Below are 15,314 nucleotides of genomic sequence, written 5' to 3'. Positions count from 1 at the left end.
TTCACCCTGCCGGCGTCAGTGGATTGGGCACGGCGAAATGGCAGGCTGAGAACTGGTTCGGCGATACTTCGCGCAAGCCCGGACGCTCGACCTTGCAGATGTCCCTCGCAATTGGACAGCGCGTGTGGAAGCTGCATCCCGACGGGACGCGGGACGGGCTCGGCACGTCGCCCTGCAGCACGATACGGTTTGCCTTGCGATCCGGATCGGGCTCGGGCGCGGCCGACAGCAGTGCCTGCGTATAGGGATGCTGTGGCATGGAATAGATCGACTTCTTCGGCCCGATCTCCACGATCCTGCCGAGATACATCACCGCTACGCGATCAGCGATGTGGCGTACGACCGCCAGGTCATGGGCGATGAAGAGATAGGAGAGCTTTCGTTCGACCTGCAAATCCTGCAGCAGATTGACGATCTGCGCCTGCACCGAGACATCGAGCGCAGAGACCGGCTCGTCGGCGACGATAAATTTCGGATTGACCGATATGGCACGCGCGATGCCGATGCGCTGGCGCTGGCCGCCGGAGAACTGGCGCGGATAACGGTCCATGAAGCTCGGGGACAGGCCGACCTGCGTCAGCAGTTCGGCGACGCGGTCACGCCGTTCCCTTGACGATTTCGCCAAACCGAAGACTTCCAACGGCTCGGAGATGATCTGAGCGATCGAACGACGCGGGCTGAGCGAGCCGTAGGGATCCTGGAAGACCATCTGCATCCTGGCGCGCATCATGCGCATCTCGGCCGCACTCAGCGATGTGATATCGCGCCCTTCGAACAGCACCTCACCATCGGTCGGCTGGATCAGCCGCAACAGAAGGCGCCCAAGCGTGGACTTGCCGCAGCCAGATTCCCCCACCAGCGCCAGCGTTTCCCCCGGCTTGACGGAAAAGGAGGCTCCGTCGACGGCGCGTACGCCGCCCGAGGAAGAACTCGCAAAAGACAGGCCGCCGGCATCGGAAAAGGTCTTGCCGAGGTTGCGGACGATCAACAGGTCGTCGGCGCTGTTCATCTCTGTCATGCTGTTGCTCCGGCGGTGACCCAGCAGGCCGCCTTATGGCTTTCTGATATGGTGAACATGGGCGGCATTTCGGCCGCGCATCTGTCGGTCCGGTTCCCACAGCGGGCGTAGAAGGGACAGCCCTGCTTGACGGTGCCGGCAAGCGGCACGGAACCGGGAATCTGATAGAGGCGCGAGCGCTCGTCGTCGAGGCGCGGAATGGACTGAAGCAGGCCGCGCGTATAGGGATGGCTCGGGTTCCTGAAGATCGAGCGGACATCCGCATCCTCGACCACTCGTCCGGCATACATGACGATGACGCGATCGCAGACTTCGGCGATGACGCCGAGATCGTGCGAAATCAAGAGCACGGCAGTGTTCAGCGTCTTGCGCACCTTCGCCATCAGGTCGAGAACCTGGGCCTGGATGGTAACGTCGAGTGCCGTCGTCGGTTCGTCTGCGATCAAGAGTTTCGGATTGCAGGCAACGGCCATGGCGATCATCACGCGCTGGCGCATGCCGCCGGAGAACTGGTGCGGATAGGCATCGAGGCGGCCTTCCGGATTGGGGATGCCGACGAGTTTCAGAAGCTCGATGATGCGGGCGCGGCGCTGTTGACGGCTCATCCTCTCATGCAGCTTGATCGCCTCGCCGATCTGGTCGCCGATCGTCATGACCGGGTTCAGAGAACTCATCGGCTCCTGAAAGATCATCGCGATATCGCGACCGCGGATCTCCGGCAATTTCGTCTTCGGCAGATCGAGAAGGTTGACGCCTTCAAGCTCAATACGACCCTGTGCAATACGGCCTGGCGGGTTCGGGATCAGCCCCATGATCGATAGCGACGTGATCGACTTGCCGGAACCAGACTCGCCGACGATACCGACCGCCCCCCCGGCCTCGACCTCGAAGGAGACGCCACTCACGACGCGGATCGGGGAATCCTTCGGGCCGAATTCGACGGCGAGATTATCGACCCTGAGCAACGGAGACTGCGTTTTTAATGTCATTGGCTCGTCTCCGGATCCAGCATGTCACGCACCGCGTCGCCGATCAGGTTGAAGGACAGCACGACGCAGGTGATGGCAAAACCGGCGGCAATGATCGGCCAGGGCGAGCCGAAGAGATTGTTGAGACCATCACGGATGATATTGCCCCAGCTTGGATTGGGGGCGCGGGTACCGATGCCGAGGAAGCTGAGCGAGGCCTCAAGGCGGATGGCAGACGCGACCCAAAGCGTCATCAGTACGACGATGGGAGCTGCGATATTCGGGATGATATGGCGGAAGATGATAACGGGCGTGCGCACGCCGACGGCGATTGCCGCTTCCACATACGGCTCCTGCTTGACCGACAGGGTCGAGGCACGAGCGACACGGGCAAAGCCGGGAATGAACGCGACCGTAATGACGGCGATGATGTTCCAGAAGGCGCCACCGAGCACGGCTGCGATGATGATCGCGAGCAGCAGTTCCGGGAAGGCGAGCAGCAAATCGATGAACCGGCTGATGATACGATCGATCAGGCCCCCGAAATAACCGGCTGTTACGCCAAGTGCGGTACCGAGCAGCGCGGCGAGCGCCGGCGAGATCAGGCCGAAGAGCAGCGAATTGCGTGAACCGTGGATCATGCGCGAGAGAACGTCGCGCCCAAACTGGTCGGTGCCGAGCCAGTGTGCGGCCGAGGGCGCCTTGTTGATCGAGAGGATGCTCTGGGCGAGCGGATCATAGGGCGCAAGCACCGGTGCGAAGACTGCGATCACGAAGAAGACGAGTGCAATCGCCAGCGCGAAGAGGGTCGAGGGCCGGTGCAGCAGCGTTTTCGACAAGAGCGACAGCAAACCAGGTGCTGGTGCCAGCAGAGGCTGCTCGGAGGTCTGTAGAGCAGACCCAGGTGTTTGAGTGATGATGCTCATTATTTCACCCGGATGCGAGGATCGATGACGATGTAGAGGAGATCCATCACCAGATTGATCAAAAGGACGAGAAGCGCGAAGACAACGACGCCGCCCTGGATGACGCCATAGTCACGCTCGTTGATCGCCTGGATGAGCATGCGCCCGAGGCCGGGCCTGTTGAAGACCAGCTCTACGGCGACCGAACCGGACAGCGTGGCAAGCAGGCTGAGGCCCATGCCGGTCGAGAGCGGCAGAAGCGCATTGCGCAGACCGTGACGATAGATGACGCGAGGTTCGCGGGCACCCTTGGCGCGGGCGGTGCGGACATAGTCTTTGCCGAGCGTTTCCAGAAGCGCAGTCCGCGACAGCCGGCCGATGAAGGCCGCCTTGACAAGTGCGAGCGTCAGGGCCGGCAGCACGATATGGTACATGCGATCCATGAACCCATCGCCGCCCCCATTGATCGGGAACCAACCGAGGTTCAATGCAAAGCCGATCAAGAGAAGCGCGCCGAGATAGAAATCCGGAATGGCATAACCGAGAAGGGAAAAGACGCGCATGCCGGAATCCGGCAACCTGTCACGATGGGTTGCCGCCACTACGCCGAAGGGCACGCCGGCACCGACGCCAATGATCATCGCCACGACAGTGAGTTCGATCGTATAGGGCAGATTGGCGGCGATCAGGTTCAGCACCGGTTCGCCATTCATGTAGGACTGGCCGAAATCGAGGCTGAGCACGCCGCGAAGGAAGTTGATGTACTGCTGCCAGAGCGGCACATCGAGCCCCATTTGGTGGCGGAAGGCTGCAAGCTGCTCCGGGAGAGCCATGTCTCCCAGAGCCGCAATCGCCGGATCGCCCGGCAGGATCCGCATCGCGATGAACACGAGCGTGAGCACCAGCCAGATTGTCGGAATGGCATCCGCCAGCCGGAGGAGAAAATATCTAGCCATGGTCATTCACCCGCATTCATCGCGACCTGGAAATCAGGCCTTCTTGGTTGCGTGGTGGAAGCGCCAGCGCGCATAGCCACTCTGCACCTTGTAGCCGAGGTCGAGACGGGCATTGCGGGCGACCGTGAAGGAGAGCGTGGACATGCCGATCAACGGCAGGTCACGCAGAACCTGAAGCTCGATCTGCTGGCAGTAATCGACATAGGACTTGTAGTCGGTTGCCTGCAGGGCCTTGGCGAGCAGGTCGTCGATGCCCGGGATCACCACGCCGTAGTGGCTGTAGTTGATACCGCCAGATCCATCCGGCTTGACTTCCGCCTTGGTCGAAAGCTGCTGGGTGTAGAGCTGCGTCGGGATCGGCGGGTAGCTCGAGGAATGCAGGGCCAGCGTGTTTTTGTCGTGCTGATTGTCAGCATGATAAGCGGTGTGGTCGCCGATATGCAGGTTCATGCGCATGCCGACGGCACGCAGTTGCTCCTGCACGATCAGCATGATCGAGGCATAATCCTCGCGCTGGCTGACATTGCTCTCGAAATCGAAACCGTCAGGGAAGCCAGCTTCTGCAAGCAGGGCCTTGGCCTTGTCAGGATCATAATTGTACTGAAGCTCCGGCGGCAGATCCTCGGTCTTGAAGCCACCCGGGAAATTTTCAGGCTGCAGGTCGGCGGTAAAGCCGCCCATCGGCTTCATGGCCTCGGCAACCGCATGACGATCGACCGCATACATGATCGCCTGACGCACCTTGATATTGTCGAAAGGCTTGCGCTTCAGGTTGATGTGCAGCGTATTGAACGAACCCGGCGAGGTCATGTCGAACAGCAGCGTGGAGTCGCGCTGGAGCATGGAGTCGACCCAGCCTGGTGCGCGCACGGCCTCGATCATATCGACATCGCCCGCCAGGAGTGCCAGCGTACGCGCCGTGGTGTCCGCGATATAGACGGACTCGACCTTGCCGACCTTGGCCTTTTCGCCCCAATAGCCTTCGTGACGCTTCAGCGCCGTGCCCCACTTGCTGTCGAAACGCGTAAGTTCGTAGGGACCGGTGCCGACTGCATCGGTCTTGAACTTCTCCGCACCCATCTGGTCGATGGCCTTCTTGGAAACGATCGCCGTATTGTTGAGGAAGATCGACGTGCCCAGCAGGTTCACGTCGGAATTCTTCAGCGTAATCACGACCTCATAGGGTCCGGTGGCGACGACGTCGGCGATGTTGGACAGGATCGGCTTGTTCGTGCCGTCGGCCATGGCGCGCTTGAAGGAGAAGACGACGTCTTCGGACGTCATTTCACCAAAACCCTTGTGGAACTGCACGCCCTGACGGAGTTTGAAGGTCCAGGTCTTGGCATCCGACGAGGCCGACCATTCGGTGGCGAGCGTGGGCCGGTACTGGTCCGGCGTCGTCGCGAACGTGCCGTCATCCGGGCGAACGAGCTGTTCGTACATCTGCTCGGTCGCCCAGTTATCGCCGCCCTGTGTTGTGTAGTTCGGATCGCTGGTGCGCGGGCCGTTGGCGGCAATGCCGATGCGAATAGTGTCGGGATCGTTCGCCGCACGGGCGAGAGCGGGTCCGAGCATGCTCATTGCAGCCGTGGCCGCGCTCAATTCCAGAAACTGGCGTCTTCTCAGGTTCATGTCATTTCCTCCCATGTGTCAGAATATTCAGCTTCGCCGCTTGTCGAGCTCGGCGTCGTTGACGATCAGGCCGAGGCCCGGGCCGGACGGCACCTTGAACTTGCCGTCTTCCGGGATCGGCGGATTGGCGAAGCCGACATGCATGCGTGTCGATGGATCGGAGAATTCGGCGGGCTTGGTGTTGTGCATCAGCGTTGCCAGCACATGCAGGTTCGCCACATGGGCGATCGTCGGCTGGGTCTGGTGCGGGACGAGTTCGACGCCGTGGGCAAAGCAGATCGCGGCGCACTGCATGAGACCGGTAATGCCGCCCATCTTGACGATGTCAGGCTGTACCATGCGCACGCCGGCATTGATCATGTCGACGACTGCCTGGGTCGTGTAGGACTGTTCGGCGGCGGAAACGGTGATGTCGAGACGCTGGGCGACCTCGCCCATGGCGCGCACGTTATAGTGCTGAACCGGCTCCTCGAACCAGACATAACCAAGCTCTTCGAGCGCACGGCCGACGCGGATGGCGCCACCAACCGAATATTGGTTGTTGGCGTCGAACGCGAGAGGGAAATCATCCCCCACGAGCTTGCGCACGGCCTTCGCCTTGGCGATGTCACCAGGAATATCATAGTCTTGGCGGGTGCGGTCACCGTCCCAGCGGATCTTGATGGCGGCCGGCTTTTCGGCCTTCCAACGCTGCTCGACCACGCGAACGGTTTCATCGACGGTGCGCCCGGCATTATTGCCGACCGACGAATAGAAGGGCAGTTCGGTGCGCCAGGCGCCGCCAAGCAGCTTGTAGACGGGCTGGTTGAAGTGCTTGCCCTTGATGTCCCAGAGGGCAATATCAAGTGCGGCAAGCGCGCCGGTGACAGCGCCTTCAGGTCCAAGCTTTACATATCTGTGCAGCAGCCGATCGTAGAGGACCGCCTGGTCGAGCGCATCCGCACCGACGAGCGAGGCTGCGAAATCCCTGACGACGCCAAGCGAGTGCTCGCCGCCCATCATCGGCGAAGCTTCACCATGGCCGACGATGCCATCTTCCGTGGTTACGCGCACGAAAGCCGTGCGGCGGCCCGGCGGCTCGTTGGGCTCCCACTTCACCTGAAAAGCTTCAACGGACTTGATAATCGTACCCACTGGCATTCCCTCGAAGAACGGACGTTTTCAGCGCCGGTGTTGTCGTTACCAAAAGCATCTTCCACTTTGCATCCGTATGCAACATGGTGATTGAACTGAAATTGGAATAGGTTTTATGTCAGAATCAGCAAGAGTGCTCTCTGCTGGATATCAGACGCTTAAAGTTGAAAGGACGCCTTATTTCGCTGGCTTCCTGATGCTACAACGCAGCCCGACCCCGATATTCGGAAGCCAAAAGAGCTCATGAGGAACGAGCGAGCCACAGCGTATAAGAAGTAGTTGAAATTCTTGCATCCGAATGCAAAAAGAAAAGAGAAGGTAGAGAGCGGCGATCGGGGAATTGGATCATGCGCAAACAAGGATTGCCATCCTTGCACGGAGAACCGTCAAAGCCGATTACGGCCCGCGAGCTCGCGCGCATGCTTGGCGTCAGCCAATCGGCAGTCTCGCGTGCCTTCACACCAGGCGCAAGCATCGCAGCCGATCTGCGCGAGCGAATCCTGAAATATGCGGCAGAAGTCGACTATCAGCCGAATGCGATCGCCAGCATGCTCTCGAAGAGCCGCACGAACATTATCGGCATCGTCGTCTCCGACATGCAGAACCCCTTCTACCCCGGCCTGATCGAAAAACTCTCCCGCGCACTGCAGCGCATCGGCCTGCAGAGCCTGCTCTTCAACATCGCCAAGGGGTCCAATCTCGAGGAGCAGCTTTCAGCATTGCGACGCTACAATGTCGATGCGGTTATCGTCATTTCCGCAACGATCCTGTCGGGCGCGACGCTGAGCTGGGCGACGGAAGGCCGGCCGGCCATCCTGATCAACCGCGTCATCGAAGAGACGAACCTCAGCTGTGTTGCCTGCAACAATGTTGAGGGCGCGCGCGCCATTGCAGATCATTTTTACAAGCAAGGCGCTCGCAGGGTTGCCTATGTCGCCGGCCTCAGTCACACGACCACCAACCGGGAACGGCAGAACGGCTTCGTCACGCGCATTGCCGAGCTCGGCATGACGCTGAGCGCACAGATCGAGGGGCGGGAATACAGCTATCATGCCGGCCGCGCAGCCGCCCTTGAAATCGCCGCGAAGAAAAGCACCGACGCCATCTTCTTCGCCAACGACATTCTGGCGATCGGCGGCATCGATGCACTCCGGGAGGAGGCCGGCTGCCGTGTTCCCGACGATATCTTCGTCGCCGGTTTCGACGACATCCCGATGGCCGGCTGGCCGCACTACAATCTCACCACTTTCCGCCAACCCGTCGACGAAATCGTACGCGTCGTCGTCGAAATGATCGAGGGTGATACGTCGGCGCTTCTCAGGGCCGCGACGACGATCCGCCTTTCCGGAGAGCTTGTCGAGCGGCGCTCGACTGGCGTCGAGCAGAAGGCCCGGTAAGTCCGCCTAGAGCCTATATATGAAGCGCGTTGCCAAGTGCCTTCAGCGCTGCCTCCATCACGGCCTCGCTGCGGGTCGGGTGCGCATGGATGGTGCCAGCAATATCCTCCAACCGTGCGCCCATTTCGATGGCGAGCGCGAAGGCAGCCGAGAGTTCGGATACACCTGCGCCAACCGCCTGCAGGCCGAGAACGAGGTTGGTATCGGCCCGCGCCACCACCCGCACGAAGCCGTCTTCGGAGAGCATGGTCATGGCGCGGCCATTGGCGCTGAAGGGAAACTGGCCGGTTTTGATCTCATATCCCTGGCTACGCGCCTCTGCCGGCGACAGGCCGGCGCTGACGATTTCCGGATCGGTGAAGCAGATTGCGGGGATGCAGCGCTTGTCCCAGGCCCGCTTCTTTCCGGCAACGATCTCGGCGACCATCTCCCCTTGCGCCATCGCCCGATGCGCGAGCATCGGTTCACCTGTGACATCGCCGATGGCATAGATGCCGCGCATGGAGGTGCGGCAGCGATCGTCGATCCTGAGGAAGGGGCCGGCGCGGTCGAGATCGAGTTCTTCAAGCCCCGATCCCGCCGTTCTCGGACGGCGACCGACAGTGACAAGAATGCGGTCCGCGGCAAGCGTCTGCTGTCGGTTGTCGGGCGTTTCGACGACAAGCCCTTCGCCGGCATCGGAAAGGCCGATCGCCTTTGCACCGGTCAATAGAAGAATGCCGCGTTCAGTCATCTTGCGCATGACGGGCCGCACGAGTTCGGCATCATATTGCGGCAGGACCTGCTGGGTTGCCTCGACTACGGTTACCTGCGATCCCATTTTCTGGAATGCGATCCCGAGTTCCAACCCAATGTATCCGCCGCCGACCATGACAAGGTTCTTCGGCAACTCCCTCAGCGACAATGCCTCGGTGGAAGAGATGACCCGACCGCCGAAGGGCAGGTTCGGAAGCTCTACCGGATCGGAGCCGGTCGCGATGACGACGGTCTCGGCGCGGATGATCTGCTGGCCCGTCTCCGTTTCCACCTCGACCGTCTTGCCATCGCGGAAATGCGCGCGACCGTGGACGATCTTCACGCGCGCCTTCTGCAACAGGCCGGAGACGCCGCTCGTCAACCGACCGACGATACCGTCTTTCCAGCCGATCGTCTTCGTCAGATCGATGGAAGCGCCTTCGACGCGGATGCCCATCGGGTTTTTGCCCGCCAGCATGCGCTGGGTGGCATCGAATTCCTCGGCCGCGTGGATTAGCGCCTTGGAGGGAATGCAGCCGACCGTCAGGCAGGTGCCGCCCGGCTTGCCCGCCTCGACGATGACGGTATCGACTCCCAACAGGCCAGCGCGGATGGCGCAGACATAACCACCGGGACCGGCGCCGATGACGAGGAGCTTGCAAACAATCTCTTTCATGGCTCAGCCTTCGATGAAAATGAGCGCCGGCGTTTCGAGCAGCGTGCGGATGCGCTGCACGAAGGTCGCCGCATCCCAGCCGTCGATGATGCGGTGGTCGAAGCTGGAGGACAGGTTCATCATCTTGCGCGGCACGAATTGCGTGCCATCCCAGACCGGTCGCGTCGCGATCTTGTTGACGCCAATGATGGCCACTTCCGGGTGGTTGATGACAGGTGTGGAGACGATACCGCCAAGCGCCCCGAGCGAGCTGATGGTGATGGTCGAACCCGACAACTCGTCTCGCGTCGCCGTACCCGAGCGCGCCGCTTCCGCGAGCCGGTTCATTTCGAGGGCGCAATCGAAGATGCCGCGCGCTTCGGCATGGCGCACGACAGGCACGGTAAGTCCTGCCGGCGTCTGTGTGGCAATGCCGATGTGCACGGCGCCATGGCGCGTGATGATGCCGGCATCGTCATCGAAAGTGGCGTTGACATCGGGCTGATCGGAAATCGCCTTGACGAGCGCCCGCATGAGGAAGGGCAAAACCGTCAGCTTGGGATGCTCCGCCTTGCGGTTGGAATTCATCGTGGCGCGCAGCTCTTCGAGGGCGGTCATATCCACCTCTTCCACATAGGTGATGTGGGGAATACGCGAGGTGGAAAGTACCATCTTTTCGGCAATACGGCGGCGAAGACCGGTCAATTTGACCTCCTCGGTCGCCGTTTTCCTCGCGAAGCCGGCGCGCGCCGGAGCGGGTGCCGCGCCCTGATTAAGGAACTGCTCGACATCCTCGCGCAGGATGCGCCCAGCCGGGCCGGTAGCCTGCACCTGCCGGAGATCCACGCCGCTTTCTCGGGCGAAGAGCCGGACCGACGGAGCTGCTAGCGGCTTTTCGTCCGGCGGAGTTGCCGGCGTTGGTGCTTTTGGCACGGGCTTCGGAGTTTCAACTTTGACCGGCTCGGCCGCTTTTGGCTGAGCAACGGCTGCGGGCTCTGCGTCTGCGATCGACGCTGCCGTCTCGATCCGCACGAGCGGCGCCTTCACCGCGATACGGTCGCCCACCTCGCCGGCAAGCCAGGTTACGATGCCGCTGACAGGCGAGGGAATTTCGACGGTCGCCTTGTCGGTCATGACGGCGGCAATCACCATATCCTCGCGCACCGGATCGCCGGTCTTCACATGCCATTCGACAAGTTCCGCCTCGGCGACACCTTCGCCGACATCGGGCATCTTGATGATGAATTCGCCCATGGTTCAGGCCTCCATCACTTCGGCAAGCGCGCGCCCGACGCGGCCGGGTCCAGGGAAATAATCCCATTCCTGTGCATGCGGATAGGGCGTATCCCAGCCGGCGACACGCACGACGGGGGCTTCGAGCTGATAGAAGCAATATTCCTGCACCAAAGACACGATTTCGGCACCGAAGCCCGAGGTCAATGTGGCCTCATGCACGACGACGCAGCGGCCGGTCTTGGTGACGGATTTGACGATCGTATCGAGATCGAGCGGCAGGAGGCTCCGGAGATCGATTACTTCCGCATCGATGCCCGCATCCTCGGCAGCGGCAAGCGCCACATGCACCATCGTGCCATAGGCGATGACGGTCACGGCCGAGCCCGTGCGTCGCACCTCGGCCTTGCCGATCGGGATCGTATAATGATCCTCCGGCACTTCGCCGAGATCATGTTTCGACCAGGGTGTAACAGGCCGCTCATGATGACCGTCGAAAGGCCCATTGTAGAGCCGCTTCGGCTCCAGGAACATGACGGGATCAGGATCCTCGATCGCGGCAATCAAAAGGCCCTTGGCATCATAGGGGTTGGAGGGCACGACGACCTTCAGGCCGCAGACATGGGTAAACAGTGCCTCGGGACTTTGACTATGCGTCTGACCGCCGAAGATGCCGCCGCCGGTCGGCATGCGCACGACGATGGGGCAGGTGAAATCGCCGTTGGAGCGATAGCGGATGCGCGCGGCCTCCTGCGTAAGCTGGTCGTATGCCGGATACATATAATCGGCGAACTGGATCTCGACGCAGGGCTTCAGCCCATAGGCGGCCATACCGATCGCCGTGCCGACAATGCCGGATTCGCTGATCGGCGTGTCGAAGCAGCGCGTCTTGCCGTATTTCGCCTGCAGGCCTTGCGTGCAGCGGAAGACGCCGCCGAAATAACCGACGTCCTCGCCGAAGACCACGACGTTGTCGTCGCGTGCCATCGAGACATCCATGGCGCTGCGCACCGCCTCGATCATCGTCATCCGGGCCATGTCAGTACCCCGCCTTCTGCCGCTGACGGCGGATATGCGGCGGCATCTCGGCATAAACGCCTTCGAAAATGTCGCGCACCGATGGTTTGCCGCCATCATGCAGCGTGCCGTGCGCCTCGGCTTGGCGCTGCGCCTCGATCACCTCGTCCATGATCTCCGCTTCGGCCTGGGTATGGCGTTCCTCCGACCAGACGCCTCTGACGATCAGGTGCTTCTTCAGGCGCAGGACCGGGTCGCCGAGCGGCCAGGCTTCCGATTCCGTCTTCGGGCGATAAGCACTTGGATCGTCGGACGTGGAATGGGCGCCGACGCGATAGGTGACATATTCGATCAGCGTCGGGCCGAGATTGCGACGCGCCCGCTCCGCCGCCCAGCGAGCGACGGCATGGACGGCGAGATAGTCATTGCCATCGACGCGCAGCGCCGGAATGCCGAAGCCGAGACCGCGAGCCGCAAAAGTGCCCGAACCGCCGCGCGCAATGCCCTGGAAGGTGGAGATCGCCCACTGATTGTTGACGATATTGAGAATGACAGGCGCCTTGTATGTGGAGGCGAAGACCAAAGCCGAATGGAAATCCGATTCCGCCGTCGAGCCATCGCCGATCCAGGCGGCTGCGATGCGGCTGTCATTCTTGATCGCCGAGGCCATCGCCCAGCCGACCGCCTGCACATATTGCGTGGCAAGATTGCCTGAAATGGTGAAGAAGCCGTGCTCCTTGGAGGAATACATGATGGGAAGCTGGCGCCCGCGCAGCGGATCGCTCTCGTTCGAGTAGATCTGGTTCATCATCTCGACCATCGGATAGTCGTCGGCAATCAAGAGGCCGGCCTGACGATAGGTCGGGAAATTCATGTCGCCCTTCTGCAGCGCCTTGCGGAAGGCGCAGCTGACCGCCTCTTCGCCGAGATGCTGCATATAGAAGGATGTCTTGCCCTGCCGTTGCGCCATCAGCATGCGGGAATCGAAAGCGCGCAGCTTCATCATATTGCGAAGCCCCGTCAGCAACTCCTCATCGGCCGAAGAGCCGGCCCAGGGACCGACAGCTTCACCGTCGCGATTCAGCACGCGGATGATAGAATAGGCGAGATCTCGGATGTCTTCAGATGCGACATCGACTTCCGGCCGCGGCACGGAGCCGGCCTTTGCGATCTTGACGTTGGAAAAATCGGGATGACCGCCCGGACGGACGGCGGGTTCGGGGACATGCAGGCTCAAACGAGCGGATTCCACCATCTGGTCTTTTTCCTCCCTTTAGCAGCCCCGCTCCTCTCCTCCAGAAGCCGGACCTTATTGTTATAGGTTGCGGGCAATCACCATGCGCTGCACGTCGCTCGTACCCTCATAGATCTGGCAGATGCGCACGTCGCGATAGATGCGCTCCACCGGATAATCGGCCATGTAGCCGTAGCCGCCGTGGATCTGGATCGCATCTGAGCAGACGCGCTCGGCCATCTCGGAGGCAAAGAGCTTGGCCATCGACGCTTCCGACAGGCATGGCAGTCCTGCTTCGCGGAGTGAGGCCGCGTGGAAGACCAGCTGCCGCGCCGCCTCGATCCGCGTTGCCATATCGGCGAGCCGGAATCCGACGGCCTGATGCTCGACGATCGGCTTGCCGAAGGCGCTGCGTTCGCGGGCATAATCGCGCGCCGCCTCGAAGGCAGCCTTCGCCATGCCGACGGCCTGCGCCGCAATACCGATCCGTCCACCCTCGAGATTGGCAAGGGCGATGCGATAGCCCTCGCCCTCTTCGCCAAGCCGAAGCTCGTCGGGAATACGCATCCCGCTGAAGGCAATCTGGCATGTGTCGGAAGAATGCAGGCCGAGTTTTTCCTCGACGCGGATCACTTCGTAGCCCGGCGTATCGGTCGGCACGATGAAAGCGGTGATACCCTTCTTACCGGCATCGGGATCGGTGACGGCAAAGACGATGATGACCTGGCCGTTCTTGCCTGAGGTGATGAATTGCTTGGCGCCGTCGAGCACATAATGATCGCCATCGCGGCGCGCCCGCGTCTTGAGGTTCGAAGCATCCGAACCTGCCTGCGGCTCCGTCAGCGCAAAACCACCGATCCATTCGCCACTCGCAAGCTTCGGCAGGAAGCGCTGCCGCTGATCATCATTGCCGAATTTGAGGATCGGCACGCAGCCGACCGAGCTATGCACACTCATGATGGTCGAGCATGGTCCGTCACCGGCGGCGATTTCTTCGAGTGCTGCGGCATAGGCGATGACACCGGTGTCGGATCCGCCATAGGCTTCCGGCACCAGCATGCCGAGCAGACCGAGTTCGCCCATTTCCTTCAATTCTTCACGCGGAAAAAGAGATTCCCGGTCGCGCTTCGCCGCTCCCGGCGCCAGCCTTTCCTGAGCGAAGTCGCGGGCGAGATCGCGGATCTGCTGCTGAAGTTCGGTAAGGATCATCAGCGCGCCCCTCCCTTAATGCCGCTCGAGAGCGACAGCGGTCGCTTCACCGCCACCGATGCAAAGTGCAGCCATGCCGCGCTTCAGGTCGTAACGCTGGAGCGCCGACAGCAGCGTCACCAGAATGCGTGCACCCGACGCGCCGATCGGATGGCCGAGCGCGCAGGCGCCGCCATGCACATTCACCTTGTCATGCGGCAGGTCGAGATCACGCATCGCCGCCATGGCAACGACGGCAAAGGCTTCGTTGACCTCGAAGAGGTCCACCCCGGAAAGCGGCACGCCGGTGCGGTCCGAGAGCTTCTGCAGGGCACCGATCGGCGCCGTGGCGAAGAGATTGGGCGCTTGCGAATGTGTGGCGTGGCCGAGGATGGTGGCCAGCGGCTTGAGGCCGCGGCGCTCCGCCTCCGAACGGCGCATCAGAACAAGTGCGGCGGCACCATCGGAAATCGAACTGGAATTGGCGGCCGTCACCGTGCCGCCATCGCGAAAAGCAGGTTTCAGGGTGGGGATTTTGTCCGGCTTTGCCTTGCCGGGCTGCTCATCAACGCTCGCCATCTGCTCGGTCCTGCCGGATTTCACCGTTACCGGCACGATCTCCTTATCGAAGCGGCCCTCGGCGATCGCTTTCTGCGCTCGTCTCAGCGACGTGACCGCATAGGCGTCCTGCGCCTCGCGCGTAAACTGATAAGCTTCGGCGCAATCCTCCGCGAAGCTGCCCATCAAGCGCCCCTTGTCATATGCGTCCTCCAGCCCGTCGAGGAACATATGGTCCACGACCCGCCCATGGCCGAGCCTGTAACCAGCACGGGCACGATCAAGGAGATAGGGCGCGTTCGTCATGCTTTCCATGCCGCCGGCGACCGCGATAGAACCGCTGCCGGCGGCAATCAGGTCATGCGCCATCATGACGGCCTTCATGCCGGAGCCGCACATCTTGTTGACGGTGCTGGCGCCCGTGGCAAAGGGCAATCCGGCATGGATCGCCGCCTGGCGAGCCGGCGCCTGGCCCTGACCGGCCGGCAAGACACAGCCGAAAACGACCTCCTCGATTGCATCAGCCTCAACACCGCTGCGTTCAAGCGCTGCGCGGATCGCCGCTGCGCCCAGTTCGGGGGCGGCGGCATCCTTGAGTTCACCCTGAAAGCTGCCAATCGGCGTTCGGGCCGCGGCGACGATGACGATGGGATCCTGCAGCGTCATGTTTCCTCCTTCGGGCTA

At 61.6% G+C, this 15,314-nt stretch carries 13 protein-coding genes; 1 reads left to right on the top strand and 12 read right to left on the bottom strand.

Annotated elements, in window-relative coordinates; all coding sequences use genetic code 11:
• Window position 1: 1 nt before the first annotated feature.
• Genes FHT93_RS25050 through FHT93_RS25025 form a run of 6 tightly spaced genes read right to left on the bottom strand, consistent with a single transcriptional unit; the run spans window position 2 to window position 6,613 of the window.
• Window positions 2-1,018 carry an ABC transporter ATP-binding protein gene (locus FHT93_RS25050; RefSeq protein WP_183849942.1) on the bottom strand — a complete coding sequence of 339 codons (1,017 nt, stop codon included), beginning with the start codon at window positions 1,016-1,018 and terminating at the stop codon, window positions 2-4.
• A complete protein-coding gene (locus FHT93_RS25045; protein WP_183849940.1) occupies window positions 1,015-2,007 on the bottom strand; it encodes an ABC transporter ATP-binding protein in 993 nt (330 codons plus the stop codon). Before FHT93_RS25045 ends, FHT93_RS25050 begins: the two co-directional genes overlap by 4 nt.
• A complete protein-coding gene (locus FHT93_RS25040) occupies window positions 2,004-2,912 on the bottom strand; it encodes an ABC transporter permease (RefSeq protein ID WP_113213062.1) in 909 nt (302 codons plus the stop codon). Before FHT93_RS25040 ends, FHT93_RS25045 begins: the two co-directional genes overlap by 4 nt.
• On the bottom strand, window positions 2,912-3,847 hold the full coding sequence (locus FHT93_RS25035; RefSeq protein ID WP_112546499.1) for an ABC transporter permease: 936 nt from the start codon (window positions 3,845-3,847) through the stop codon (window positions 2,912-2,914). The genes FHT93_RS25040 and FHT93_RS25035 overlap by 1 nt, the downstream gene beginning before the upstream one ends.
• 33 nt (window positions 3,848-3,880) lie before the next feature.
• Window positions 3,881-5,479 carry an ABC transporter substrate-binding protein gene (locus FHT93_RS25030; RefSeq protein WP_183849938.1) on the bottom strand — a complete coding sequence of 533 codons (1,599 nt, stop codon included), beginning with the start codon at window positions 5,477-5,479 and terminating at the stop codon, window positions 3,881-3,883.
• Between the two features lie 27 nt (window positions 5,480-5,506).
• Window positions 5,507-6,613 (bottom strand): mandelate racemase/muconate lactonizing enzyme family protein, encoded by a 1,107-nt coding sequence (locus FHT93_RS25025; protein ID WP_162732750.1) that lies wholly within the window; start codon window positions 6,611-6,613, stop codon window positions 5,507-5,509.
• A gap of 347 nt (window positions 6,614-6,960) precedes the next feature.
• Here FHT93_RS25025 and FHT93_RS25020 point away from each other — a divergent pair, with 347 nt between their 5' ends.
• A complete protein-coding gene (locus tag FHT93_RS25020; RefSeq protein ID WP_183849936.1) occupies window positions 6,961-8,010 on the top strand; it encodes a LacI family DNA-binding transcriptional regulator in 1,050 nt (349 codons plus the stop codon).
• 13 nt (window positions 8,011-8,023) lie between these two features.
• On the opposite strand, the gene lpdA is transcribed toward FHT93_RS25020, so the two are convergent.
• The 6 genes from lpdA to FHT93_RS24990 are packed head-to-tail and all read right to left on the bottom strand — an operon-like array spanning window position 8,024 to window position 15,296.
• Window positions 8,024-9,421 (bottom strand): dihydrolipoyl dehydrogenase, encoded by a 1,398-nt coding sequence (gene lpdA, locus FHT93_RS25015; RefSeq protein WP_183849935.1) that lies wholly within the window; start codon window positions 9,419-9,421, stop codon window positions 8,024-8,026.
• A 3-nt stretch (window positions 9,422-9,424) separates the two neighbouring features.
• Entirely contained in the window at window positions 9,425-10,654 is a 1,230-nt protein-coding gene (locus FHT93_RS25010) for a dihydrolipoamide acetyltransferase family protein (protein ID WP_183849933.1), read from the bottom strand.
• Between the two features lie 3 nt (window positions 10,655-10,657).
• Window positions 10,658-11,671 (bottom strand): alpha-ketoacid dehydrogenase subunit beta, encoded by a 1,014-nt coding sequence (locus tag FHT93_RS25005; RefSeq protein ID WP_112546437.1) that lies wholly within the window; start codon window positions 11,669-11,671, stop codon window positions 10,658-10,660.
• 1 nt (window position 11,672) lies between these two features.
• Window positions 11,673-12,905, bottom strand: a complete 1,233-nt coding sequence (locus FHT93_RS25000) for a thiamine pyrophosphate-dependent enzyme (RefSeq protein ID WP_183849931.1) — start codon at window positions 12,903-12,905, stop codon at window positions 11,673-11,675.
• 60 nt (window positions 12,906-12,965) lie between these two features.
• A complete protein-coding gene (locus FHT93_RS24995) occupies window positions 12,966-14,093 on the bottom strand; it encodes an acyl-CoA dehydrogenase family protein (RefSeq protein ID WP_112971735.1) in 1,128 nt (375 codons plus the stop codon).
• Between the two features lie 15 nt (window positions 14,094-14,108).
• Entirely contained in the window at window positions 14,109-15,296 is a 1,188-nt protein-coding gene (locus FHT93_RS24990; RefSeq protein WP_183849929.1) for an acetyl-CoA C-acyltransferase, read from the bottom strand.
• Between the last annotated feature and the right edge of the window lie 18 nt (window positions 15,297-15,314).

Origin of the sequence: Rhizobium sp. BK379, assembly GCF_014193955.1 — a bacterium.
GTDB lineage: Bacteria > Pseudomonadota > Alphaproteobacteria > Rhizobiales > Rhizobiaceae > Rhizobium.
Note: the sequence above shows the minus strand (reverse complement) of the source record. Positions and strands in the feature narration are given on the sequence as shown.

Bases quoted from the DNA above. Each gene is read 5' to 3' on its own strand.
- FHT93_RS25050 (WP_183849942.1), bottom strand. From the start codon at position 1,018: ATGACAGAGATGAACAGCGCCGACGACCTGTTGATCGTCCGCAACCTC.
- FHT93_RS25045 (WP_183849940.1), bottom strand. From the start codon at position 2,007: ATGACATTAAAAACGCAGTCTCCGTTGCTCAGGGTCGATAATCTCGCC.
- FHT93_RS25040 (WP_113213062.1), bottom strand. From the start codon at position 2,912: ATGAGCATCATCACTCAAACACCTGGGTCTGCTCTACAGACCTCCGAG.
- FHT93_RS25035 (WP_112546499.1), bottom strand. From the start codon at position 3,847: ATGGCTAGATATTTTCTCCTCCGGCTGGCGGATGCCATTCCGACAATC.
- FHT93_RS25030 (WP_183849938.1), bottom strand. From the start codon at position 5,479: ATGAACCTGAGAAGACGCCAGTTTCTGGAATTGAGCGCGGCCACGGCT.
- FHT93_RS25020 (WP_183849936.1), top strand. From the start codon at position 6,961: ATGCGCAAACAAGGATTGCCATCCTTGCACGGAGAACCGTCAAAGCCG.
- lpdA (WP_183849935.1), bottom strand. From the start codon at position 9,421: ATGAAAGAGATTGTTTGCAAGCTCCTCGTCATCGGCGCCGGTCCCGGT.
- FHT93_RS25010 (WP_183849933.1), bottom strand. From the start codon at position 10,654: ATGGGCGAATTCATCATCAAGATGCCCGATGTCGGCGAAGGTGTCGCC.
- FHT93_RS25005 (WP_112546437.1), bottom strand. From the start codon at position 11,671: ATGGCCCGGATGACGATGATCGAGGCGGTGCGCAGCGCCATGGATGTC.
- FHT93_RS25000 (WP_183849931.1), bottom strand. From the start codon at position 12,905: ATGGTGGAATCCGCTCGTTTGAGCCTGCATGTCCCCGAACCCGCCGTC.
- FHT93_RS24995 (WP_112971735.1), bottom strand. From the start codon at position 14,093: ATGATCCTTACCGAACTTCAGCAGCAGATCCGCGATCTCGCCCGCGAC.
- FHT93_RS24990 (WP_183849929.1), bottom strand. From the start codon at position 15,296: ATGACGCTGCAGGATCCCATCGTCATCGTCGCCGCGGCCCGAACGCCG.